16 protein-coding genes are annotated in these 22,225 nt (G+C 72.6%); 7 read left to right on the top strand and 9 right to left on the bottom strand.

The features are described from left to right. A partial coding sequence (locus tag ACI3KX_RS15535; RefSeq protein WP_404910290.1) for a citrate/2-methylcitrate synthase occupies positions 1–785 on the bottom strand: 785 nt, incomplete at its 3' end. A gap of 113 nt (positions 786–898) precedes the next feature. Here ACI3KX_RS15535 and ACI3KX_RS15530 point away from each other — a divergent pair. Continuing rightward, complete coding sequence (locus tag ACI3KX_RS15530; protein ID WP_363357068.1) at positions 899–2,044, top strand: citrate/2-methylcitrate synthase; 1,146 nt, start codon at positions 899–901, stop codon at positions 2,042–2,044. 38 nt (positions 2,045–2,082) lie between these two features. Here ACI3KX_RS15530 and ACI3KX_RS15525 read toward each other — a convergent pair whose 3' ends face one another. Genes ACI3KX_RS15525 through ACI3KX_RS15515 form a run of 3 tightly spaced genes read right to left on the bottom strand, consistent with a single transcriptional unit; the run spans position 2,083 to position 6,404 of the window. Next, the gene (locus tag ACI3KX_RS15525; RefSeq protein ID WP_404910289.1) at positions 2,083–3,903 is read right to left on the bottom strand and encodes a gamma-glutamyltransferase family protein; all 1,821 of its coding nucleotides are present in this window, start codon (positions 3,901–3,903) and stop codon (positions 2,083–2,085) included. Positions 3,904–3,907: 4 nt separating this feature from the next. Then, the gene (locus tag ACI3KX_RS15520) at positions 3,908–5,341 is read right to left on the bottom strand and encodes an aminopeptidase P family protein (protein ID WP_363357070.1); all 1,434 of its coding nucleotides are present in this window, start codon (positions 5,339–5,341) and stop codon (positions 3,908–3,910) included. Positions 5,342–5,381: 40 nt separating this feature from the next. Then, complete coding sequence (locus ACI3KX_RS15515) at positions 5,382–6,404, bottom strand: endonuclease/exonuclease/phosphatase family protein (protein WP_404910288.1); 1,023 nt, start codon at positions 6,402–6,404, stop codon at positions 5,382–5,384. A gap of 84 nt (positions 6,405–6,488) precedes the next feature. On the opposite strand from ACI3KX_RS15515, the gene ACI3KX_RS15510 reads away from it, so the two are divergent. Continuing rightward, the gene (locus tag ACI3KX_RS15510; RefSeq protein ID WP_404910287.1) at positions 6,489–7,412 is read left to right on the top strand and encodes a PHP domain-containing protein; all 924 of its coding nucleotides are present in this window, start codon (positions 6,489–6,491) and stop codon (positions 7,410–7,412) included. Positions 7,413–7,459: 47 nt separating this feature from the next. Here ACI3KX_RS15510 and ACI3KX_RS15505 read toward each other — a convergent pair whose 3' ends face one another. Both ACI3KX_RS15505 and ACI3KX_RS15500 read right to left on the bottom strand, forming a co-directional pair. Then, positions 7,460–7,894 carry an SHOCT domain-containing protein gene (locus ACI3KX_RS15505; RefSeq protein ID WP_363357072.1) on the bottom strand — a complete coding sequence of 145 codons (435 nt, stop codon included), beginning with the start codon at positions 7,892–7,894 and terminating at the stop codon, positions 7,460–7,462. Between the two features lie 106 nt (positions 7,895–8,000). Continuing rightward, positions 8,001–9,530 (bottom strand): DEAD/DEAH box helicase, encoded by a 1,530-nt coding sequence (locus ACI3KX_RS15500; protein WP_349427124.1) that lies wholly within the window; start codon positions 9,528–9,530, stop codon positions 8,001–8,003. A 212-nt stretch (positions 9,531–9,742) separates the two neighbouring features. Here ACI3KX_RS15500 and ACI3KX_RS15495 point away from each other — a divergent pair, with 212 nt between their 5' ends. Next, complete coding sequence (locus ACI3KX_RS15495) at positions 9,743–10,456, top strand: ferritin-like fold-containing protein (RefSeq protein ID WP_363357073.1); 714 nt, start codon at positions 9,743–9,745, stop codon at positions 10,454–10,456. A gap of 85 nt (positions 10,457–10,541) precedes the next feature. On the opposite strand, the gene ACI3KX_RS15490 is transcribed toward ACI3KX_RS15495, so the two are convergent. After that, the gene (locus ACI3KX_RS15490) at positions 10,542–10,832 is read right to left on the bottom strand and encodes a hypothetical protein (protein WP_363357074.1); all 291 of its coding nucleotides are present in this window, start codon (positions 10,830–10,832) and stop codon (positions 10,542–10,544) included. A 13-nt stretch (positions 10,833–10,845) separates the two neighbouring features. After that, positions 10,846–11,070: a DUF3107 domain-containing protein gene (locus tag ACI3KX_RS15485; protein ID WP_045296833.1), complete on the bottom strand. Its 225-nt coding sequence runs from the start codon at positions 11,068–11,070 to the stop codon at positions 10,846–10,848. Between the two features lie 158 nt (positions 11,071–11,228). Between ACI3KX_RS15485 and ACI3KX_RS15480 the strand changes: the two genes are divergently transcribed. Both ACI3KX_RS15480 and ACI3KX_RS15475 read left to right on the top strand, forming a co-directional pair. Further along, positions 11,229–14,486, top strand: a complete 3,258-nt coding sequence (locus ACI3KX_RS15480) for an ATP-dependent helicase (RefSeq protein WP_404910286.1) — start codon at positions 11,229–11,231, stop codon at positions 14,484–14,486. 29 nt (positions 14,487–14,515) lie between these two features. Continuing rightward, positions 14,516–17,848, top strand: coding sequence for an ATP-dependent DNA helicase (locus ACI3KX_RS15475; protein WP_404910291.1), 3,333 nt, complete (start codon positions 14,516–14,518; stop codon positions 17,846–17,848). Positions 17,849–17,939: 91 nt separating this feature from the next. Here the strand turns inward: ACI3KX_RS15475 and ACI3KX_RS15470 are convergent, their stop codons facing one another. After that, a complete protein-coding gene (locus tag ACI3KX_RS15470) occupies positions 17,940–19,310 on the bottom strand; it encodes a phosphotransferase (protein ID WP_363357076.1) in 1,371 nt (456 codons plus the stop codon). 77 nt (positions 19,311–19,387) lie between these two features. On the opposite strand from ACI3KX_RS15470, the gene nudC reads away from it, so the two are divergent. Together nudC and ACI3KX_RS15460 are read left to right on the top strand one after the other, a co-directional pair. Then, the gene (nudC, locus tag ACI3KX_RS15465; protein WP_404910285.1) at positions 19,388–20,302 is read left to right on the top strand and encodes an NAD(+) diphosphatase; all 915 of its coding nucleotides are present in this window, start codon (positions 19,388–19,390) and stop codon (positions 20,300–20,302) included. After that, positions 20,299–22,080 carry an ATP-dependent helicase gene (locus tag ACI3KX_RS15460; protein ID WP_404910284.1) on the top strand — a complete coding sequence of 594 codons (1,782 nt, stop codon included), beginning with the start codon at positions 20,299–20,301 and terminating at the stop codon, positions 22,078–22,080. The genes nudC and ACI3KX_RS15460 overlap by 4 nt, the downstream gene beginning before the upstream one ends. Positions 22,081–22,225 lie beyond the last annotated feature (145 nt).

The raw sequence follows: 22,225 nt of genomic DNA, 5'->3' as shown, positions 1-22,225 counted from the left end.
GCGGCGCGGCTCGCCGTGCCGTGCAAGGGCGCGTCGAAGGCACCCAGCGCGGCCGTGACGACGGCGTAGCCGGATGCCCGCGCCGAGGCCGCGACGCGCGCGGCGAGCGTCGAGACCGCGAGGTCGTGATCGATCACGAGGATGAGCGCGGCATCGAGCAGGCGGCGGCCGTGCGGGTCGTCGGACGCGGCCAGCGCGCGCCACAGCGTGGAGGCGATCGCGTCGGCGTCGCCCTTCGGCGCGAGAGACGCGGGAAGGCCGGTGAGCAGTCGCGCACCGACGCGGATGAGCTGTGACGGGTCCGGGTCGTCGCGTAGGGGATCGGTGGCGCCCAGTGCCGTGACGGCGACGAGCACGCGATCCAGCGATGACGCGGTCTCGCCCAGGGCGGCGATCGTACGGCGCGCCACGGCGAGGTCGTCGTCGGAGGGACTCCGCAGCGACGGCACATCCCAGAGCCAGGCGACGACGTCCTCGAACGACTGCTCGCGTGCGAGGCGCGCGGCCGACCGCTCCCGGTAGTGCAGTCGGTCGTCGTCGATGTGGGCGAGGCTCGTGTCGAGCACCATGAGGGGAGTCCCCGCCACAGCGGTTCCCGGCGCCGCGGCGGGCGAACGGCGGCGCCGTCGCGCGAACGCCTCGACCTCGAGCGGATCGAACGACGAGCCGGCGGCGTCCCGCTCGCGCGAGAGGAGCCCTCGCGACACGTAGGCGTACAGCGACTCCGGTTTGACGCCCAGGCGCGCGGCCGCTTCCACAGCGGTGAGGCGGGGAAGATCGCCCATGATGTTGATCCGATCAAGATTGACGAAAGCGTGATCAAGTTCCGACACTGACTGTAGCGGTATTCGCCCGTCCGACATCCCGGACGGGCTGCCGGGAACGACAGGGAGCCGACATGAGCACGACGACACAGTCCGCCACGAGGGACGTCCCGCGAGGTCTCGCCGGCGTCATCGTGGCCGAGACGACCGTGAGCGATGTTCGCGGCGCCGAGGGCTTCTACCAGTATCGGGACCGCTCGGCGATCGAGCTGGCGGCGTCGGCGACGTTCGAGGACGCGTGGCAGCTGCTGGTGACGGGCGAGCCGGCGACGGGCGCCTCCCGAGCAGCCTTCGCCGCCCGTGTCGCCGCCTCGGCGGAGCGGCGGGGCGACATCGAGGCGGTCGTCGACGCGGTCGCATCCGCGACGCCCGACGTGCTGGCCGGCCTCGCTGCGGCATGGCCGCTGCTCGGCGCGCGGCGCCGCATCCGCCCGCTCTACGACCTCGACGAGGACCAGCGCCTCGACGACGCGATCGCATTCGGCGCGTCGACGCCCGTGATCGTCGGCGCGCTGTGGCGGCGGGGCCGCGGGGAGGCCGTGCTGCCCGCGCTCGACGGCCGCGGCGTCGTCGCGAACTACCTGCACCAGGTGACCGGCACCGAGCCCGACGACGAGACCGAGCGCGCGCTCACTGCGTATCTGATCGCCGTCATGGACCACGGATTCAACGCGTCGACGTTCACCGCGCGGGTCATCGCCTCGACGGGAGCGGATGCCGCCGCTTGTCTGGTCGGCGCACTCGGCGCCCTGACCGGACCGCTGCACGGCGGTGCACCGTCGCGCGCGCTCGACGGGCTGGACGACGTGGGAAGCGCCGAGCGCATCGAGCCGTGGATCCGCGGCGAGCTCGCGGCCGGGCGCCGGCTGATGGGCTTCGGCCATGCCGTGTACCGCACGGCGGATCCACGGGCTGAGCTGATGAAGCGCGTCGCCCTGCGCACCGGCGGTCCGCGCGTCGAACTCGCGGCGCGATTCCAGGAGACGGCCGAACGGGTGCTCGCCGAGGCCAAGCCCGGCCGCGAACTGCACGCGAACGTGGAGTTCTGGGCGGCGCTGGTCATGGAGCGATGCGGGCTGCCGCGATCGATGTTCACGCCGACCTTCGCGGTCGCCCGCACCATCGGGTGGACGGCGCACATCCTCGAGCAGGCGCGGGACCCGAAGATCATCCGGCCGTCGGCGCGCTACGTCGGCCCGCAGGTGCGGGCGGCCGCCTGACCCGAGACCGGTGGGGCGGCGATGCGCCGGTGCGGGGCCTACCGACCGGCGGCGTACCCCTGCAAGCCGCGAGGATTGGCGGCGCCCCAGACGACGCCGGTGGCGGCATCGCGTCCCACCGCCGAGACCCTGCCGAGCGCCCAGTCGCCCGCGCGCGTCACGACGTGTCCCCGGCGCTCGAGGCCTTCGATCAGGGCATCGCCCAGGCGGTTCTCGACGACGGCACCGGCCGGCGTCCACGTGCGCGGCCAGAACGACTCGGGCAGAGACGTCGTGTGCAGCGCGGGCGCGTCGATCGCCTGCTGCGGCGAGTAGCCGCCGACGATGATCCGCAGGAGCGCCAGCAGCTGCCACTGATCCTGCTGGTCGCCGCCGGGGGAGCCGATCGCGAACTCCGGCACGCCGTCGCGCAGGACGAGCGTCGGCGTGAGCGTGGTGCGCGGCCGCCGTCCCGGCGCGAGCGAGGACGGGTGCCCGGGCTCGAGCCAGGTCATCTGCAGGCGCGTGCCGAGACAGAAACCGAGCGCGGGGATCGCCGGCGACGACTGCAGCCAGCCGCCCGACGGGGTCGCCGAGACGATGTTGCCCCAGCGGTCGATGACGTCGAGATGACACGTGTCGCCCCGGGTCTCACCGGACGACGACACCCTCGGCTCGGCGGGCGCGACGGTCGGCTCGCCGGTGCCGAGCGCCGGAGCGTCGTACGTCGTGCGCAGCGGTGGGCGGAACGCCGTGCGCCCGGGCAGCGAGCCCGGCCGGAACTGCGCCGAGGCGGTCTCGGTGATCAGCGAGCGCCGCGCGTCGAGGTACTCGGCGGACAGCAGCGCGTCGAGGTCGACGTCGTCATCGCCGAACCAGCCGTCGCGGTCGGCGTAGGCGAGCTTCTGCGCCTCGAGGATCGTGTGCGCGCCGGCCTCCTGCGACGGATCGAGAAGGTCATCGGCGAGGGGCTCGAGCAGACCGAGCGTCTGCAGGAGCGCCGGCCCCTGCGTCCAGGCGCCCGCCTTCGCGATCGTGCGCCCGCGGAACTCCCGCGTCACAGCCGGCTCGTAGCCGGCGTCGAAGCCGGCGAAGTCGTCGGCCGTGATGACGCCCGCGTGTGCGCCGCCGTCCGAGTGCCGATGCGGCCGCGCGAGGAATGCCGACGCCTCGTGCGCCACGATCCCGGTCTTCCACTCCCGCCGTGCGGCGTCGATGCGGGCGGCGCGGCCCACCGGACCGTCGTCGCGCACGGTGCACGACGCGTGCACCAGCCCGTCGAGGACGGCGGCGTACGCCGGATTGCGCATGACCTGCCCGGCAGCGGGCGGCTGTCCGTCCGGCATCCACAACTCGGCCGAGGTCGTCCAGTCATCCCGGAACAGCTCGGCCACGCGAGCGATGGTCGCGGCGGCGCCCGCCACCAGCGGGTGCCCGTCTCGGGCGTAGCCGATCGCGTACGCGAGCACGTCGGAGAGCTCCCACGTCCCGTGGTCGCGCAGCAGCAGAAGCCAGGCGTCGACGGCGCCGGGCACCGCCGCCGCAAGGCCGCCGGCGCCGGGAACGAGATCGAGGCCTTCGTCGCGATAATGGGCGATCGTCGCACCCGCGGGCGCGGGCCCCTGGCCCATGAGCACCGTCGGGGCGGTGGCGTCCGCGGGCTGGAAGATCGCGACGAGGTCGCCACCGGGGCCGTTGAGGTGCGGTTCGACCACGTGGAGCACGAAGGCCGCGGCGACCGACGCGTCGAACGCGTTGCCGCCGCGCTCCAGCACCGCCTGCGCGGTGGCCGTCGCAAGCCAGTGGGTCGACGCCGACATGCCGAACGTCCCGGTCAGTGTCGGGCGCGTCGTGAACGACGCCGGAGCGGTGTAAGCCACGGGCTCAGCGCCCGCCGGCCGCGATCCAGGCCTCGACCTCGTCCGCGGTCCGCGGGATGGCGGACGACAGGTTGACGGGCCCGTCCTCGGTCATCAGGATGTCGTCCTCGATGCGCACGCCGATGCCGCGGTACTCCTCGGGAACGGTGAGATCGTCGATCTGGAAGTAGAGCCCCGGTTCGATCGTGAAGACCATGCCGGCCTCGAGGATGCCGTCGTAGTACATGTCGCGGCGGGCCTGCGCGCAGTCGTGCACGTCGATGCCCAGGTGGTGGCTCGTGCCGTGCACCATGTAGCGGCGGTGGTGGCCGCCGTTGTCGGCATCCAGCGCTTCCTCGGCCGTCACCGGCAGCAGGCCCCATTCTGCGACCCGTGCCGCGATGACCTGCATGGCGGCCTCATGGACGGAGCGGAACTTCACGCCGGGGCGGGCCGCGGCGAAGGCGGCGTCGGCGGCTTCGCGCACCGTCTCGTAGACCTTGCGCTGCACGTCGGTGAAGCGGCCGCTGACGGGTAGCGTGCGCGTGATGTCGGCGGTGTAGAGGCTGTCGACCTCGACGCCGGCGTCGATCAGGATGAGATCGCCCGGCACCACGGCGCCGTCGTTGCGCGTCCAGTGCAGGTAGCACGCGTGGGGACCGGATGCCGCGATCGTGTCGTAGCCGACCGCGTTGCCGTCGCTGCGGGCGCGCTGATGGAACACGCCCTCCACGACGCGCTCGCCGCGGGGGTGCTCGACGATGGCAGGGAGGTTCGCGACGATGTCGTCGAAGCCGGAGGCGGTCACCTGCACGGCGAGCTCCATCTGCCCGATCTCGTACGCGTCCTTCACGAGCCTCAGCTCCGACACGAACCGCGCGAGGTCGTCGTCCTCGTCGAGGACGACATCGCCGTCGCCGGACTCGAAGTCGTCGATGTGTGCGGTCGCGAGTGCGAGATCCGCAGCGACGCCGGCAAGCGCCGGCCGGGGGCCGATCCAGAACTCGCCGATCGAGGCATCCGAGTAGAACTCGCTCGTCGTGCGGTCGGCGCGCTCGCGGAAGTACAGCGTCACGTCGTGGCCGCCCGACGATCGGGGTTCGAACACCAGCATGGCCCCGGGCTCGGAATCCGACGCCCACCCCGTGAGATGCGAGAACGCCGAGTGCGCCCGGAAGGGGTAGTCGGTGTCGTTGCTGCGCTGCTTCAGCTCACCGGCGGGGATGACCAGGCGCTTGCCGGGGAACGCTGCCGAGACCGCATCGCGGCGCCGCGCCGCGAAAGGCGCCTGCGGGCGCGCCGGGGGCGCGGTGTCGGGGCGCTCGGCCCATCCGGTGGAGATCGTGTCGAGGAAGCCCTGACCGAACGGCTGGCGCCGGTTGGTGCTGGTCGACGGCGGTGTGGCGGTATCCGTGGTGCTCGTGGCGCCGGTGGACTGCTCGCTGGCTGCGCTGCTCATGCGTCCCAGTCTCGCACGCGCGGGCGGCTGCGAGACAGGCTCAGCCGGCCGGCTCGTACTGGACGATCAGCGGGCGATGGTCGGATCCGGAGTCGTCGAGCGACCGCAGCACCAGCGACCCGGATGCGCGCCACTGGGGCGTGGCCATCACGTGATCGATGGGCGCGCCGAGGACGGCCGGCAGGTCGGCCGACCAGGTGCCCAGCGCTCCGTTGCCCGTCTCGACGGCGGCGTCGGTGCAGTGCCCGAGGGTGGCACCGTCGAGCCCCAGACCCGTCATGTGGTCGACGGTCGCGTTGAAGTCGCCCGCCATGATCACGTTGCCGTCGCCGCACTGGTCCGCCAGCCACTGCAGGTCGTCGCGCCAGCTCTGCATATAGCTCGGTCTCGGCGCGACCGCGTGCACGGCGACCACGATGGGGCCCTCGCCCGAGACGGGCATCGCGACGGCGCTCGGCACGGTGGAGGTGTTGCTGGTGCCGTCGAGGGAGGACTCGATGACCGCGTAGTCGCCCAGGTCGGGCGAGATCAGCAGGGTGGTGGATCCGGCATCCCACTCCGTGGACGGATCCGAGGCGTGGTGCGCCCACATCCGGTGGCCGAGGTCGCGCATCGCGAGCGCGACGCTCTCACCGGTCTCGATGGTGGTCTCGGGCAGAGCCACGATGTCGGCATCCATCGCGACGGCGATCTTCGCGATGGTCTCGGGCGGCGTGGCCGGGCCGGCCGTGTTCCACGTCATCACCCGGACGCTGGCGTCGGTCTTGGCAGGCAGCGGGTCGGTGCCGAGGCCGCCGCGAGCCGACAGGACCGCGACGTTCGCCACCGTCGCGATCCCGGCGACGAGCGCGATCGACAGGGCCAGCGGCCGGATCGGCCGCGCAATCGCGAGAAGCAGCGCGAGCAGGGCGGCCGCGGCGAACGCGAGCGCGAGGATGCCGCGGAACGACACGATCTGGGCGATCGGGTAGATGCGCTCGACACGGAAGAAGCCGGGGAACGTGAGCACCGCTGCGGCGATCGCGCACAGCACGGTCACGAGGATCCCGAGCAGGCGAAGCACGTCCGCGACTCTATGCGAGCAGGCTGGGAGATCCGTCAGCGCACCGGGCGTGGCGCGTGGTAGCGCCCGCGCTACGCTCGGAGGATGCCCGGATCGTCCCGACGCCCGCTCCACACGTCGCCGACGCGGCGCGCGGAGCCTCGGGACACCGGCGCTCAGCGCTTCGAAGGACCGAGCGATCTGCACCTGCACTCCGCGAACTCCGACGGCACGCAGCCTCCCGCCGAGGTGATGGCGTCCGCGCATCGACACGGGGTGCGGACGGCGGCGCTCACCGACCACGACACCACCTCGGGATGGGCGGAGGCCGCCGACGCCGCGACATCGCTCGGCATGACCTTCATCGCGGGCATGGAGCTCTCGGCCCGCCACGAATGGCGCAGCGTCCACGTGCTGGCGTATCTGCCGGATCCCGACGAGCCGGCGCTGCGTGCCGAGACCACCCGCATCCGCTCATCGCGGCTGGAGCGCGCCCGGCTCATGGCCGACCGGATCTCTCGCGACTACGACCTCGTGTGGGACGACATCCTCGAGCAGACGAGCGACGGGGCGACCGTCGGGCGGCCGCACATCGCCGACGCGCTCGTGGCCCGCGGCCTCGTGCGCGACCGTGCCGAGGCCTTCGCCGGAATCCTCAGCCCAGGCGGCGACTACTACGTCGCGCTGTACGCACCCGACCCGGTGACCGCCGTGCGGCTCGTCGCCGGCGCCGGGGGAGTGCCCGTCATCGCGCATCCTGCCGGTCGGGCCGGCCTGCTGCCGGTGCGGCTGATGGAGCGGATGCTGGATGCCGGCCTCGCCGGCTTCGAACTCGGACACCGCGAGAACCGGGAGCCGGCCCTCACCACGCTGCGCGACCTCTGCCGCGAGCGCGACCTCATCGTCACCGGCTCGAGCGACTACCACGGTCTGGGCAAGCCCAACCAGCCGGGCGAGAACACCACGAGCGACGACATGGTCGCGCGCATCATCGAGCGGGCGACGGGAAACGCCCCTGTCTACCCGTGAGGGCGGACAGAGGCGTCTCCGTGCGGTGCGTGCCGCAGCTCAGGTGATCAGCTCAGCGCCTTGGCCTTCAGCGCGTCGTACTCGGCCTGCGTGATCGTGCCGGCGTCGAGCAGACCCTTCGCCTTGGCGATCTCGTCGGCGGCGCTGGCGCCGCCCGAGCCCGCGACGGACTTGATGTAGGCGTCCTGGGCGCTCTGCAGCTCGGAGGCCTGCTTCGCGCTGCGCTGGGCCATGCCGTTGCCGCGTGCGATGAGGTAGACCAGCAGCGTGAGGAACGGGACGAAGATCAGGAAGATGATCCAGACCGCCTTCCACCACCCGTTCAGCTTGTGGTCGCGGAACAGGTCGCCGATGACGGCGAACAGCGCGAACAGGTACGCCATGAAGAAGAAGATCCAGAGGAACCACCAGATGATGTCCCAGAAGGAGCCCCAGAAGCCCTGGTACTCATATCCGGTGGTGACGGCATCGAGGATGTGCACGATACGCCTTTCTTGACTGCGAGGTTGCGGCGCCACGTGCGCCGCTTGCGCTCACCATAGCGCGGTCGCGATGCCGCATGACGGCACCGCGACCGGAGAAGACGAATCAGGCGCCGACCGTGGCGCCGCCCGCCGGCGCGGACCCGCCGCCGCTGCCGCCGCGACGGCGACGGCGCCGACGCGGCGCGGGCTTTCCGTCGTGGTGCTCCTTGCCGCCGCCGTCGTGGGTCCCGCCGCCGTCGGTGGAACGGTCGCCGTCGGTCGACGGTCCGCTCTGCTCCGCCGAGGCCGATGCGCCGCCGTCGACGGGCTCGAAGGTCGAGCCCACACGCTCGGAGTCGCCCCGGCGCCGGCGACGCCGGCGGCCCGGGGCCTGGCCGTTGGTCTCGACCTCTGCCGCGGCATCCGCTGCCCGTTCGGGCTGCACGCGGACGGCCTGGGTCTTCGGGGCGGTCACGATGCGCCCCTTCGTGCCGGCCGGGATGTCGAGATCGCTGAACAGATGCGGGCTGGAGGAATACGTCTCGACGGGCTCCGGCTGCCCGAACTCGAGCGCCCGGTTGATGAGGGCCCACTTGTGCAGGTCCTCCCAGTCGACGAAGGTGACCGCGATGCCCGTCTTGCCCGCGCGGCCGGTGCGGCCCGCGCGGTGCAGGTACGTCTTCTCGTCGTCGGGGATCGTGTGGTTGATGACGTGGGTGACGTCGTCGACGTCGATGCCGCGCGCCGCCACGTCCGTGGCGATGAGCACGTCCTTCTTGCCGGCCTTGAAGCCGGCCATGGAGCGCTCGCGCGCCTCCTGGCTCATGTCGCCGTGCACCGACGCGGTGTTGAAGCCGCGGTCGCCGAGCTCGTCGGACAGTCGCTGCGCCGCGCGCTTGGTGCGCGTGAAGATCACGGTCTTGCCGCGGCCCTCGGCCTGCAGGATGCGGGCGATGACCTCGTCCTTGTCGAGCGAGTGCGCGCGGTACACGAGGTGGTTGATGTTGGCCTGCGTGAGGCCCTCGTCGGGATCGGTCGCGCGGATGTGGATCGGGTTCGACATGAACCGGCGGGCCAGTGCGACGATCGGGCCGGGCATCGTCGCCGAGAAGAGCTGCGTATGACGGATGGCCGGCACCTTCGAGAAGATCTTCTCGATGTCGGGCAGGAACCCGAGGTCGAGCATCTTGTCGGCCTCGTCCAGCACGACCTCGGTCGCGTGCGAGAGGTCGAGCAGCCGCTGGTTGTTCAGGTCGATCAGTCGGCCGGGGGTGCCGACGACGATCTGAGCGCCGGCCTTGAGCTGGTCGATCTGGCCCTCGTAGGCCTTGCCGCCGTAGATGGCGACAACGCTGGTCGGGCGCCCCGAGGTGAGCATGTCCATGTCTTCGTAGACCTGCACGCACAGCTCGCGCGTCGGCACCACGATGAGCGCCTTGACGCCGGGCGCCGGTGTCGGACCGAGCCGCTGGACGACGGGGATGCCGAAGCCGAAGGTCTTGCCGGTGCCGGTCTTCGCCTGGCCGATGATGTCCTGGCCGGGGAGGCCGAGGGGGATGGTCTGCTCTTGGATGGGGAATGCGTCGACGATGCCCTTGGCGGAGAGCGCCTCGACGATGTCCTGATCAACGCCGAGTTCGGCGAAGGTCGTCACGATGTGTGCCTGTCCGGCAGTGAGATGCTGCCTGGGTTCTTGCCCGGGCGCGGTTCCGGCCTCGTCGAGGTCGCCGCGCGGGCGGAAGTGCGATCCACGCCCTTCTCTCCCACAGGCGCGGGCGCCCCGATCCGACGCCGGGGACGCTACCCACGATACCGGAGGTATCCGGCGCGGACACGTACGGGCCGCCGCCTCGTAGGCTTTCGTGCATGGTGAAGTGGTTCTGGCAGCGGCGGGAGACGGGCCGCAAGCTGCAGCTGCGCTCGCGCGACGAGCTGAGCGGCGGCAATCGTGTGGACTTCGAGGAGCTCGCTCCCGACATCGACACGTTCCTCGGTCAGGCCGCCTACCTGCAGCTGGGCTTCTTCGAGACGCTCACCGAGCTGATCCAGACGACTCCGGAGCTCGGGGAGAAGGAGGCGGTCTCGCGCGCCGCCGGCGCCGCGCTCACCAAGCACGAGGCGCTCGTCTCGCTCATCCGCGAGCGCGGCGACGATCCGACCGCGATCATGCGGCCGTTCCGCGAGCCGCTCGACGGCTTCCGCGCGGCGACCCACGGGGTCCGTTCGCAGGAGACGATGCTGTCGGTGCACATCACCGCGGGCATGCTCGACGACTTCTACCTCGCGCTGTCGGCGAGCTACGGCGACACCGGAGACCGCGTCGCCCGCATCCTCCAGGCCGACGACGACCGGCAGGCCATCGTGGAGCTGATCACCGAGACCATCGCGAGCGACCCCGAGTGGAAGTCGCTGCTGGCGCTGTGGGGCCGCCGGCTGGTCGGCGACACCCTGCTCATCGCCCGCGCCGCGCTGCGGCCGTTGTCACTGGGCCGTGCCGAGGAGCAGAAGGTCGAGCCTGTCTTCACCGAGCTCATGGCCGCCCACTCGCGTCGCATGGACGCGATGGGCCTCGCGGCCTGAACCGCCGGTGACACGCCGCGCGACTGCGCGGGCGTTCTCGTCCGTCGCGTCGGCGTCGGTCCGGTGTCAGCAGTGCTCCGCCAGGTCAGCCGATCCCGAGGCTGGTCTTCTCCCGCGCGTCGTGGGCGACGCGGACGCGGGAGATCGCGATGATCGCCGGGTAGGTGACGACGATCGGGACGATCAGCGCCGCGAGCCACGGCCACGGGGTGTCGATGCCGACGCCCACCCACGTCAGGATCGCCCACGCGAGGCCCGCCGAGACCGCGCCGATCATCGGGGCGAGCACGACGCCGCGCGTGAGGCGCTGGTGCAGCTGGAAGTGGATGCCGAGGCCGACGGCCGCGCCGACGATGAAGGCGATGAGGATCTGCACGTCGCGGGTCCGCTCAGGCGACGAAGCCGACGCGGCGGGACTCCTCGGAGCCGAGCTCGATGTACGCCAGGCCGGCGGTGGGGACGATGTACGAGTTGCCCTTGGCATCGGCGAACGTCACGTGCGTCGCGCCGGCGTCGAGCGCCGCGGCGACGGACTTCTTCACGTCGGCCGCCGGCTCGTTCGTCTCGAAGTTGAGCTCGCGGCCGGTGTTCGCGATGCCGATGCGGATCTCCACGTGACTGACCTCCTGCGCGGGGCGACGGTGTACTTGCCGAAAGGCTGAGGGCTCCCCGGACGCATGGCAACTCTACGACACCGCGGAGCGGCATCCGCCCGCCCTGGACACGCTCTGGGCGAACGGCCGATGTCGGCCGTGCGCGCTACCGTCGAAGGGTGACCCCGGGGAGCCAGCAGCGCGCGACGTACGCGCCGGACGCGTCTCAGAAGGCCGTCATGGTCCTTCCCGTCGAGGCATCGGGTGTCGTCGTCGGCGCCCCCGGAACGGGCAAGACCGAGACGCTGGTCGCCCGGGTGGCGGCACTCGTCGAGGCCGGCGTCGATCCCGACACCGTGCTCGTGCTCACGCCGTCCCGCCAGACCGCGACGGCCCTGCGCGACCGGCTCGGGCTCGCCGTCGAGGTGGCGACGACCGGTCCGCTCGCCCGATCGGTCGCGTCGTACGCGTTCCAGATCGTGCGGGCGCACGCGGTGGCCGTCGACGCCGACCCGCCGCAGCTTCTCACCGGTGGCGACGAGGACCAGATCATCCGGGATCTCCTGGAAGGCGACGAAGAGGACGAGGCTGCGGGTGCGGCGCGCTGGCCGGACTGGCTCGGCACGGCGATCCGCGGCACCGCCGGCTTCCGCACGGAAGTGCGCACCTTCCTCGCCGAATGCACCACGCTCGGCATCGGGCCGCAGCGCCTGCGCGAGCTGGGCGAGCGCCACGAGCTGCCCGCCTGGGTCGCGCTCTCCTCGTTCTTCGCCGAGTACCTGCAGGTGCGGGACGGCATGCGTGGCGCGCACCGGGATGCCGCGGGACTCGTCCGCGAGGCGGTCGGCCTGCTGCGCACGGCGCCGGCCGGCAGCCCTGCGGTCGACCGGGTGAGGGTGGTGCTCGTCGACGACGCGCAGGAGCTGACGCTCGGCGGTGTCGAACTGCTGGAAGCCGTGCGCGCGCGCGGTGCCGCGGTGCTCGCGTTCGGCGATCCCGATGTGGGCTCCGGCTCGTTCCGCGGCGCGACGCCCGAGAACTTCGCACGCCTGGCGGCGTCGCTCGGCGCGGTGCACGTGCTCGCCGGAGGGCATCGCGGCACCGGGTGGCAGCGCGAGCTCGTCGGGCGGGTCACCCAGCGCATCGGCGCGGTCGGCGTGGTCGCGCATCGCGGCGCCGCCTCCCACGCCGAGCCCGACGCGTCGGTGCGGGTGCTCACCCTGAACTCGACGGCGGAGGAGTACGACGCCGTCGCCCGCGTGCTGCGTGAGCGTCACGTGCACGACGGCGTGCCGTGGCGGGAATGCGCCGTGATCGCCCACGACACGCGACAGGTCGCGGCGCTCGAGGCCGAGCTGTCGGCCAGAGAGGTGCCCGCGCGCTCGAGCGGCCCCGGCCGGGCGCTCGGCGCGGTGCGGCCGGTGGCAGATCTGCTGCGGCTCGTCGAACTCGCCTCCCGTGACGACTGGACCTTCGAGGACGTGTCTGCGGCGCTGGTCGGCACGTACGGGCGGCTCGACGTCATCGAGCTCCGCCGGCTTCGTTCGGCACTGCGCCATGCCGAGCTGCAGCGCGTGCTCGACGCCGACGCGGAGCAGGCGGAAAGCGCGCAGGGAGCCGAGCGCTCGGGGCGCGACCTTGTCCTGTCGGCGATGCGGCAGCCGCTGGAGTTCGACCTGCTCGACACGCGCGAGGCACGCCGCGCGGGCTCGCTCGCGCGCACCCTCCAGGCGCTGCGCGACGACCTGGACCGCGGCGCGACCGCCCACGAGCTGCTCTGGACGGCGTGGGACCGCAGCGGGCTCGCGCGCCCCTGGGCGGAGCTCGCGCGGGGGAACGGCCCTCTGGCCGAGCAGGCGCATCGCGACCTCGACGCCCTGGTCGCGCTGTTCCAGGCTGCGAAGCGTTTCGTCGAGCGCTCGCTCGACGCCGATCCGCGCGTGTTCGTGCGGTCGATCCTCGACAGCGGCGTCGCGGAGGACCGCCTGGAGGCTCCGACGCGCGACGACAGCGTCCGCATCATGACACCGGCGGGCGCCCTGGGCCTGGAGTTCGACACCGTCGTCGTCGCCGGTGTGCAGGACGGCGTATGGCCCAACACGCGCCTGCGGGGGAGCCTGCTCGACACCTGGCGACTGGCGGATGCCGCCACCCGCTCCGACGGCGAGACGCTGGGTGCCTTCGACCGCCGCCGCGCGGCGATGCACGACGAGCTGCGACTGCTCGCGCGCGCCCTGTCGCGCGCCACGGCCCAGGTGATCGTGACCGCCGTGAACGACGACGACACCGGCCCCAGCGTCTTCTTCGAGCTGCTGCCCGACCCCGAGCCGCTGGAGCTCGACCATCCGTTGTCATTGCGCGGACTCGTGGCCCGGCACCGGAGGACGCTCACCCAGCAGGGATCGCGGGCGCTGACTGCGGCCGCGCCGCGCCCGGCCTCGCCACCGGCGGGACCTTGGGCGACCTCCGCGGCACGCGCCGCCGAACAGCTCGCCCTGCTGGCGGACGCCGGAGTCCCCGGCGCCGCCCCACGCGAGTGGTACGGCGTCTCCGGTCCGACGTCGATCGGTCCCCTCCGTGACCTGTCGCGAGAGGACGTGCGCGTCTCCCCGTCGCGCCTGCACGCCCTCGAGGAGTGCGAGCTGAACTGGGTCATCGCAGATCTCGGCGGCGACCCCGGTGGGACGACCGCGGGCCTCGGCACGATCATCCACGCGGCTCTCGAGCACGCCGCCGGCCACGACGAAGCGGCTCTCTGGGCCGAGGTCGAGGCACGCTGGGGCGAGCTGACATTCGAGGCCGCCTGGCGTGACCGCGCCGAGCAGGCACGCGCGCGCGACCTGGTGCGCCGCCTGCACCTGTATCTCCGACGCTTCGACGACGCCGGCGGCACGTTGATCGGGGCCGAGCCCCACTTCGAGGTGCACATACCGCTGGTCGACGGCGAGGTCGCACAGGGCCCGGACGCGACGCTTCCCGATCCGGCATCCGACACCACCGGTGCCGACGGCCACCGCGTGATCCTGTCGGGATACATCGATCGTGTCGAGCTCACGCCGGAGGGGACCGTGGTCATCATGGACCTCAAGACCGGCAAGCGCGAGCCGCAGACCGATGCCAAGGTGCTCGACAACCCGCAGCTCGCGGCTTACCAGCTGGCGTTCGAGTCCGGCGCGATCGCCGAGGCGAACGGACACCCTGCCGGCGGCGCGAAGCTTCTCGTACTCCGCCCGACCGCGACGAAGTCCGACTACGCGACACCGTGGCAGCCACCGTTCGACGACGAGCGGAGGGATGCATTCCTCGGCCGGATCCGCACCGCCGTGGCGGTCATGCGAGGCGAGACCTTCACCGCTCCCTACGAGGAGCACTGCCGCGACGAGCACTCGTACGGACTGTGCCGCATCCACACCGTGGGCGCGGTGAGCGCCTCGTGACCGTCGTGCAGGGCGTTTCGACGCAGCCGATGGTCGCAGGCGCCGTCGCGCCGACCCCGATGCTGTCGGCGCGGGTCATCGCGGCGGCGCTCGGCCAGTTCCCCCCGACGGTCGAGCAGACGGCGGTCATCGAGGCGCCGCTCGCGCCGGCTCTCGTCGTCGCGGGTGCCGGCAGCGGCAAGACCGAGACGATGGCGGCGAGGGTCGTGTGGCTCGTGGCGAACGGCATCGTCCGCCGCGACGAGGTGCTCGGCCTGACCTTCACCCGCAAGGCTGCCGGTGAACTGGCGGAGCGCATCCAGAAGCGGCTCACCCGCCTGGCCGAGTTCGAGCGGCGCGGCCTGCTCCCCGCGCTGCCGGGCCTGGCGGAGGCAGGAGCACTCGTCGCGTTCGGCGAGCTCGAGCGGTCCGGCGCCGATGGCGCTCGCGCGACCGCCGAACGCCATCGGCTGCTCGACGCGCTCGCACACGCGGTGGACGCGACCGCGCAGGATTCGGCCGACGACGCGCTGCTGCATCGACCGACCGTGGCGACGTACAACAGCTTCGCCGACCAGATCGTCCGCGAGCACGCCCTGCGGATCGGACGGGATGCCGAGGCGGCCGTCCTCTCCGAGTCGGCGGCGTGGCTGCTCATGCGCCGGGTCGTCTTCGCCTCCGACGATCCGCGCCTCGAGGAGCGAGGTGAGGCGGTCCGATCCATCGTCGACGCGGCGCTGCGGATCGCGCGCGACGGCGTCGACAACCTGGTCGACTTCGACGCACTCGCCGCGTTCCCCGAGCGCTTCCGCACGGTCCGCGAACTCCCCTCGACCAACCGGCGGACGACCGTCTACGCCGACGTCGCCGATGCGGTGGAGCGGGTCGACGCCCTGGCGCTCCTGACCGATCTGGCCCGGGAGTACGCCGCCGAGAAGCTGCGGCTCGGGGTCATCGACTTCTCCGACCAGGTCGCCGGCGCGCTCGAAGTCGTCGCCAGCCATCCCGCTGTGGCGGACGACCTCCGCGATCGCTACCGCGTCGTCCTTCTCGACGAGTACCAGGACACATCGGTGGCGCAGACCGACCTGCTGGCAGCGCTCTTCGCGGGCACCGGGGTGATGGCCGTGGGTGATCCGCATCAGGCGATCTACGGCTGGCGCGGCGCGAGTGCCGGCAACCTCGGCGGATTCTCCGACGCGTTCTCCCCGGGCTCGCCCTGCGCGCGCTACGCGCTCCTGACGAGCTGGCGCAACAGTGCCTCCGTGCTGACGGCGGCCAACGCCGTGCTCGCGCCGCTCGCGGCATCCGGCGGAACCGTCGCGGTCGAGGAACTGCGCGCACGGCCCGGCGCCCCGGCGGGTGCCGTCGAGCTCGGCTTCGACGCCGACCTCGACACCGAGGCCGATCGCGTGGCCGAGTGGTTCGCACGGGTGCGCGCGGAGCGCGCGCAGGAGGGCCTGCCCACGACCGGGGCCATCCTCTTCCGCAGCAAGAAGCACATGGTGCGCTTCGGCGACGCGCTCGGGCGGCGCGGCATCCCGCATCGCATCCTCGGCCTCGGCGGACTGCTCTCGACGCCCGAAGTGGTCGACGTCGTGTGCGCCCTGCGGGTCATCAGCGACCCGTCCGCGGGCTCTGCGCTCATCCGCCTCCTGTCGGGGCCGCGCTGGTCGATCGGCCTGCCGGATCTGCGGGAGCTGGCCGCGCTCTCGCGACGCCTCGCGCGGCACGACACCGCCCTCCAGCCGCTCGCTCCCGAGGTGGTCGAACGCATCCGGGGCAGCGCCGGCGACGACGACGGCTCGCTCGTCGACGCGCTCGACTTCGTCCTGCGACAGAAGCCCGACCACGGCTGGCTGACCGGATTCACGCCCGATGCCCGCGAGCGGCTGCGCGACGCCGCATCCGTCTTCGCCGGGCTCCGGCAGGCCAGTGGGATGCCGATCCCCGAACTCGTGCGGCTGATCGAACTGGAGCTGCGCCTCGACATCGAGCTCGCCGCGAACGAGACGCGAGGACCCGCACGCATCGCGTCGGCTCAGCTGCGGGCGTTCGTCGACGAGGTCCACGCGTTCCTCGCGGCGGACGAGACCGGCTCGCTCTCCAGCCTGCTCGCCTGGCTCGACCACGCCGAGCAGCTCGACGAGTTCGCGCCACGCACCGAGCCCCCCGAGGACGACGTCGTGCAGCTGCTGACCATCCACGGGTCGAAGGGCCTCGAATGGGATGCCGTGGCCGTCGTGCGCCTCGTGAAGGACGAGCTGCCGAGCGCGCCGCGCGACACCAAGGCCTGGCTGGGCTTCGGGGTGCTGCCGTATGCGTTCCGCGGGGACTCCGCCTGGCTGCCTGCCCTGGGCTGGCAGTCCGCCCAGACGCAGCAGGAGCTCAAGGAGGCGATCGACGCGTTCGTCGAGGCGAACCGGGGCCGGCAGCTCGAAGAGGACCGACGGCTCGCCTACGTCGCGGTGACGCGCGCCCGCGACCACCTGCTGCTCACCGGGGCGACGTGGTCGGGCACCAAGCGCCCGCGCACGCGCAGTGTGTTCTTCACCGAGATCGCCGAGGCGCTCGGCGTGACGCTGCCCGACGACGAGGCCGGCGACGATCCCTACCAGGGGGAGCGCCGGGTGCTGCAGTGGCCGATCGATCCGCTCGGTGGGCGCCGGGCGTCGGTCGAGGATGCGGCGCGCGCCGTCGAGGCCGCCTCGGCCGCGCCGCCCGGAGAGCTCGACCCGCAGGCGGCGCTGCTCCTCGCCGAACGCGACGCACGCCGCGCGCGGCCGGTGCACACCGCGCCGACTCGCATCGCCGCATCGCGGTACAAGGAGTACGTGGCCGACCTCGAAGGAACCCTGGCCGGCATCGCGCGGCCGATGCCGGAACGTCCCTTCCGGCAGACACGGCTCGGCACGCTCTTCCACGCCTGGGTCGAGCAGCGATCCGGACGCGCCGGTCTCGGCGGCTCCCTCGACGACGCGCTGTGGGAGACCGATGAAGAGGTGTCCGGCACCGAGGCATCCGTCGAGGACGCCGCCGCGCTGGCGGCGCTGCGCGAGCGGTTCCTCGCGTCGGAATGGGCGTCGCGGCAGCCGATCGAGGTCGAGACCGAGATCGACTTCACGACGATCGGCCCGGACGGGCTGCCGCACATCGTCATCTGCAAGCTCGACGCCGTGTATCGGCGCGAAGACCGCGGTGGCCGTATCGAGATCGTCGACTGGAAGACGGGGGTCGCGCCGCGCACCCCGGCCGAGAAGGACGAGCGGATGCTGCAGCTCGAGCTCTACCGCCAGGCCTACCACGCCAAGCACGGCGTCCCCGTCGATGAGATCGACGTCACGCTCTACTACGTCGCGGAGGACGTCATCCTGCGGGGCTGACGTCGGGACGGCGGGCCGAGGCCGCCGCTGCGGTCGGCGTGGGGCGTCGGCGTCCGACGGCCCGGCGAGCGTCGCGGCGGGCGACGCGGGGTCAGTCCGCTCGCCAGCGGCGCAGCGCCGCCTCGGAGGCGCGTTCCGCCTCGGCCGCGGCATCCGTTCCCGTCTCGTCGTCGTGCGTCCTGGGCGCAGGGAGCTGCACGGGCGCCAGGTGCGGCAGCGCGATCGGTGCCGTGGAGACGTCGTCGGACGGATGGGGCGCCGCTGCTGCTGCCGATGAGGCGGCGGGAGCGCGGTCGGTGTCGCGGACCACGTCGCGGAAGGCGGCGAGGTCGGCCTCGGTGAGCTCCTCGGTGTCGAAGCGGGCGGCGTTCTGCCGAACCGGACCCGTGTCTGCCGCTTCGTCGGCCACCCACTGGGCGAGCTCTTCCGGATCGTACGCGTCGGTGTGCATCGAGGTGTCGACCGTCGACGGCGACGCATCCGGCGTGCGTTCGAGGAGGGCGATGGCGTCGTCGACGTCGAGCGCGGCATCCGACACGATGTCGTCTCCCGCGACCCCTGCGGCCAGCGATTCCAGGAGTTCGACGGCATCGGCGACGATGTCGTCGCGGTCCACGTCGTTCCCGTGCACGAGCCATTTCGCGAACTCGAGCTCTGCGTAGAGGCGCGAGCGCTCACGTGCACGGGCGTCCGGGGCGCGACCGCTGCCGGCCACATAGGCCGCGTACACGTCGTCTGCCGCCTCGGGCGCGGACGCCAGCCACTGCAGGTCCGTCGCCGGGTCGCCGATCGACAGGCCGTGCCATTCGAGCAGGCCGGTGACCGTGGGCACTCCATCGAGGTCCTCGAACAGGAACGAGGCCGCACCCGCGCCGCCGAGCACGACGGCGGACTCGAAGCGCCAGAGGTCGTCGGAGTCTGCCGCGCGATGCCAGCGACGCGCGAGACTCACCGGGAGCCGACGCGTGGCGACCGCGCGTTCGATGAGGCGCGTGACGTCGGCGCGGACCTGGGGCGGCGTGCGGGCCGGGAGCCCCTCGCCTTTGACGATCGACTGCGGCAGCGCGTGGAGGGCAGCCAGCGCCGCACCCAGTGAGGTGGCCGCACCGCGGCCGGCCGGCAGGTGCGCGGCATCGACCCGGTAGCCGGGAAGGAAGTCGACGACAACGACGCGCGTGTCGCCGAGCCCGGCCTCACCGAGCAGTTCCGGCGCGCGGAAGGGGAGGAGACCGCGGACACCCGGGGTCAGCGCGCGCAGCGCGCGCACCTCGGCAGCGAGCTCGGTCCCCGCTGTCGGGTCGGCGGGAACCCGCACGACGACGCGCCGGCCGTCGTCCAGGTCGGCGACAGCGGCGTCGTAGCGACCGGTCGATCCCTCGGTGAGGGCCCCGACCCCGACGACGCCGACCCGAGGCAGAGCCGACGTGACCGACGCGGCTAGAGTGAGGGGTGAGCGTGCCATGTGCCCAGGGTAGGTCGGTCGCGCTCGTCCGTCCCCGCGCCACGCCCGGCCCTGAACGACGAAGCGGAGCATGTTCGATGACGGCGCCCGACAGTACGAGCCTTCCTCCGCTGGCACGCCCGGGCCTCGACCGCGCGGCCGAGGAGCGACTCGCACCAGGCCTCATCGATGCGCTGAAGACGGATGCCGCGACGCGCGTGCTCGTGATCGCGGGCGACTCGGCCCCACTGGCCGCGCCTGACGCGCTGCTGTGGCGGGCGCCCGCGGAGGTGCCCGAGGATGCCGAATGGGCCTTCCTCGGACGGCACCACGACGGTGGCGCGCTGCTGGCCGCGGTGTTCCCGACCCAGGCGGACGAACTCTTCTCCGCTCCGGCGGGCTGGGCGGGTCTGCGCTCGGCGGGTGCGGGGCTCTCGGCAGCCGAGGCAGGCGCCTTCGTCGAGGCACTGAGCCTCGGACGGTGGCTGCTGGACGCCCCGTTCTGTCCTGCGTGCGGCCACCGGACGGTCCTCGGCGACGCCGGCTGGTCGCGCCGGTGCCCGAACTGCGGACGCCAGCACTTCCCGCGCACCGACCCCGCGGTGATCGTCGCCATCACGAGCGCCGATGACCCCGACCTCCTGCTCCTGGGCTCCAACGCCCTGTGGGGCGCCGACCGGTTCTCGTGCTTCGCGGGCTTCGTCGAAGCAGGAGAGTCGCTCGAAGGCGCGGTGCGGCGCGAGGTGGCCGAGGAGTCCGGCGTGCAGGTCGGCGTCGTCACCTATCGCGGTTCGCAGGCATGGCCCTATCCCCGTTCGCTCATGGTCGGCTTCCTGGCTGCGGCGCTCGACGACGGTGCGGCGGAGGCCGACGGCGATGAGATCGCAGCCGTGCGCTGGTTCACCCGCGACGAGATCGGCCGGGCGCTCGCGGGCGAGGGTGACGTCGTGCTGCCTGGTCGCGCCTCCATCGCGCATCGCCTGATCGCCGACTGGCACGCGGAGCGCGCATGACCGCTGACGTGCTCGCGGGGCTCGACGACAACCAGCGGGAGGCGGCGACGGCGCTGCGCGGGCCGGTCGTCGTGCTCGCCGGCGCCGGCACCGGGAAGACCCGCGTCATCACGCATCGCATCGCCCACGGCGTCGACACCGGCGCGTACTCGCCGGGACGCGTGATGGCGGTGACCTTCACGACCAAGGCGGCCGGCGAGATGCGGGGGCGGCTGCGGGCGATGGGCGTCGGCGGCGTCGCCGCACGCACCTTCCACGCGGCGGCGCTCGCGCAGCTCAACTTCTTCTGGCCGACACTGGCCGGCGACAGCGCCCCGGGGATCATCGACAACAAGGTGCGCCTGCTCGCGCACGCGGCCGACAGCATCGGGCTCTCTCCCGACGTGGCGACGCTGCGCGACGTCGCCTCCGAGATCGAGTGGCGGAAGGTCTCGATGCTGAGCGTCGACGGCTACGTCGCGGCACGGCCCAACGGGGTCGGGCGGCTCGGCGTGGATCGTGTCGTCGCGCTGCAGCACGCGTACGAGAAGCTCAAGGACGAGCGGCGGCAGCTCGACTTCGAGGACGTCCTGCTCGCCTGTGCGGGCATGCTGGAAGCCGAGCCGCAGGTCGCCAAGGCCGTGCGCGAGCAGTACCGGCACTTCACGGTGGACGAGTTCCAGGACGTCTCGCCGCTGCAGAACCGACTGCTCGAGCTCTGGCTCGGGGACCGGCGCGACATCTGCGTGGTGGGCGACGCCAGCCAGACGATCTACTCGTTCGCCGGCGCCGATGCCTCGTTCCTCCTCGACTTCCCGTCGCGGCATGAGGGCGCGCGCCTCGTCCGGCTCGAGACGAACTACCGATCGGATGCCCCGATTCTGGCGGTCGCGAACGAGCTGATGCGCGGGCGCCCGGGAGCCCTCCACCTGACCCCGGCCGCGCGGCGATCCACGGAGACCGCCGCGCAGGAGCCTGTTCCCACGGTGACCGCGTTCGAGGACGACCGCTCCGAGGCGCGCGCCGTCGCGATGCGCATCACCGAGCAGATCGCGGCCGGCGCCGACCCCGGGCACATCGCGGTGCTCTACCGCGCGCACGCGCAGTCGGCCGAGCTCGTCGCGGCGCTGGCCGACGCCGGCATCGCGACGAGCGTGCTCGGCGGGCGGCGCTTCTTCGACATGCCGGAGGTGCGGCAGGCGGTCATGGAGCTGCGTGCGGCGTCGGTTGCGCCGATCGAGAGCGGCTTCGTCGACACGGTGCGCGACATCCTGCGCTCCCGGGGGCTCACCGACGAGCCGCCCGAGGCCGGCGGCGCGCTGCGCGACGCATGGGAGGCGCGCGCCGCGCTGCTCCGCCTGGCGCAGGAGGCTCCTGAAGGCACGACCCTGCGGGCGTTCACCGACGAGCTCACCGCTCGGGCGAAGGTGCACGACGAGCCGGCGATGCGCACGGTCACCCTGGCGACGCTGCACGCGGCGAAGGGTCTGGAGTGGGACCACGTGCACCTCATCGGCGTGGCGGAAGGGCTGCTGCCGATCTCGTACGCGACGACCTTCGAACAGGTCGACGAGGAGCGGCGCCTGGCGTACGTGGGCATCACGCGGGCTGGGCGAACGCTGTCGCTGACCTGGTCGCGAGGCGTACGGGAGCGGCAGCCGTCGCGGTTCCTGCGAGAGATCGGCAGCGGCACTCTGCGTGCGGTCGGTGCGACCGGACATTCCGGTGGAGCGAGCCGGCGCGCAGGCTCACCGACCGCGTCCGCGACGCCGAGGGGTTCCGCGCGCGCTCCGCGATGAGCCGACCCGCCACGATCCCCGCCTCCCACAGCACCGCCGGCTCCGTCTCGACCGGGCGTCCGAGCAGCTGCGCCGCGACGGCCGGCCAGGACGGATCGTCGTCGCGGCGCTGTGCGGCGACGCACGCGAGGCAGGCGGTGCGCCC

Source organism: Microbacterium sp. ZW CA_36 (assembly GCF_044987475.1).
In the GTDB taxonomy this organism is placed as follows: Bacteria; Actinomycetota; Actinomycetes; order Actinomycetales; family Microbacteriaceae; genus Microbacterium.
Note: the sequence above shows the minus strand (reverse complement) of the source record. Positions and strands in the feature narration are given on the sequence as shown.

Coding starts and splice junctions, on each gene's coding strand:
- ACI3KX_RS15530 (WP_363357068.1), top strand. CDS start 899: ATGAGCACGACGACACAGTCCGCCACGAGGGACGTCCCGCGAGGTCTC.
- ACI3KX_RS15520 (WP_363357070.1), bottom strand. CDS start 5,341: ATGAGCAGCGCAGCCAGCGAGCAGTCCACCGGCGCCACGAGCACCACG.
- ACI3KX_RS15510 (WP_404910287.1), top strand. CDS start 6,489: ATGCCCGGATCGTCCCGACGCCCGCTCCACACGTCGCCGACGCGGCGC.
- ACI3KX_RS15495 (WP_363357073.1), top strand. CDS start 9,743: ATGGTGAAGTGGTTCTGGCAGCGGCGGGAGACGGGCCGCAAGCTGCAG.
- ACI3KX_RS15475 (WP_404910291.1), top strand. CDS start 14,516: ATGGTCGCAGGCGCCGTCGCGCCGACCCCGATGCTGTCGGCGCGGGTC.
- ACI3KX_RS15470 (WP_363357076.1), bottom strand. CDS start 19,310: ATGGCACGCTCACCCCTCACTCTAGCCGCGTCGGTCACGTCGGCTCTG.
- nudC (WP_404910285.1), top strand. CDS start 19,388: ATGACGGCGCCCGACAGTACGAGCCTTCCTCCGCTGGCACGCCCGGGC.
- ACI3KX_RS15460 (WP_404910284.1), top strand. CDS start 20,299: ATGACCGCTGACGTGCTCGCGGGGCTCGACGACAACCAGCGGGAGGCG.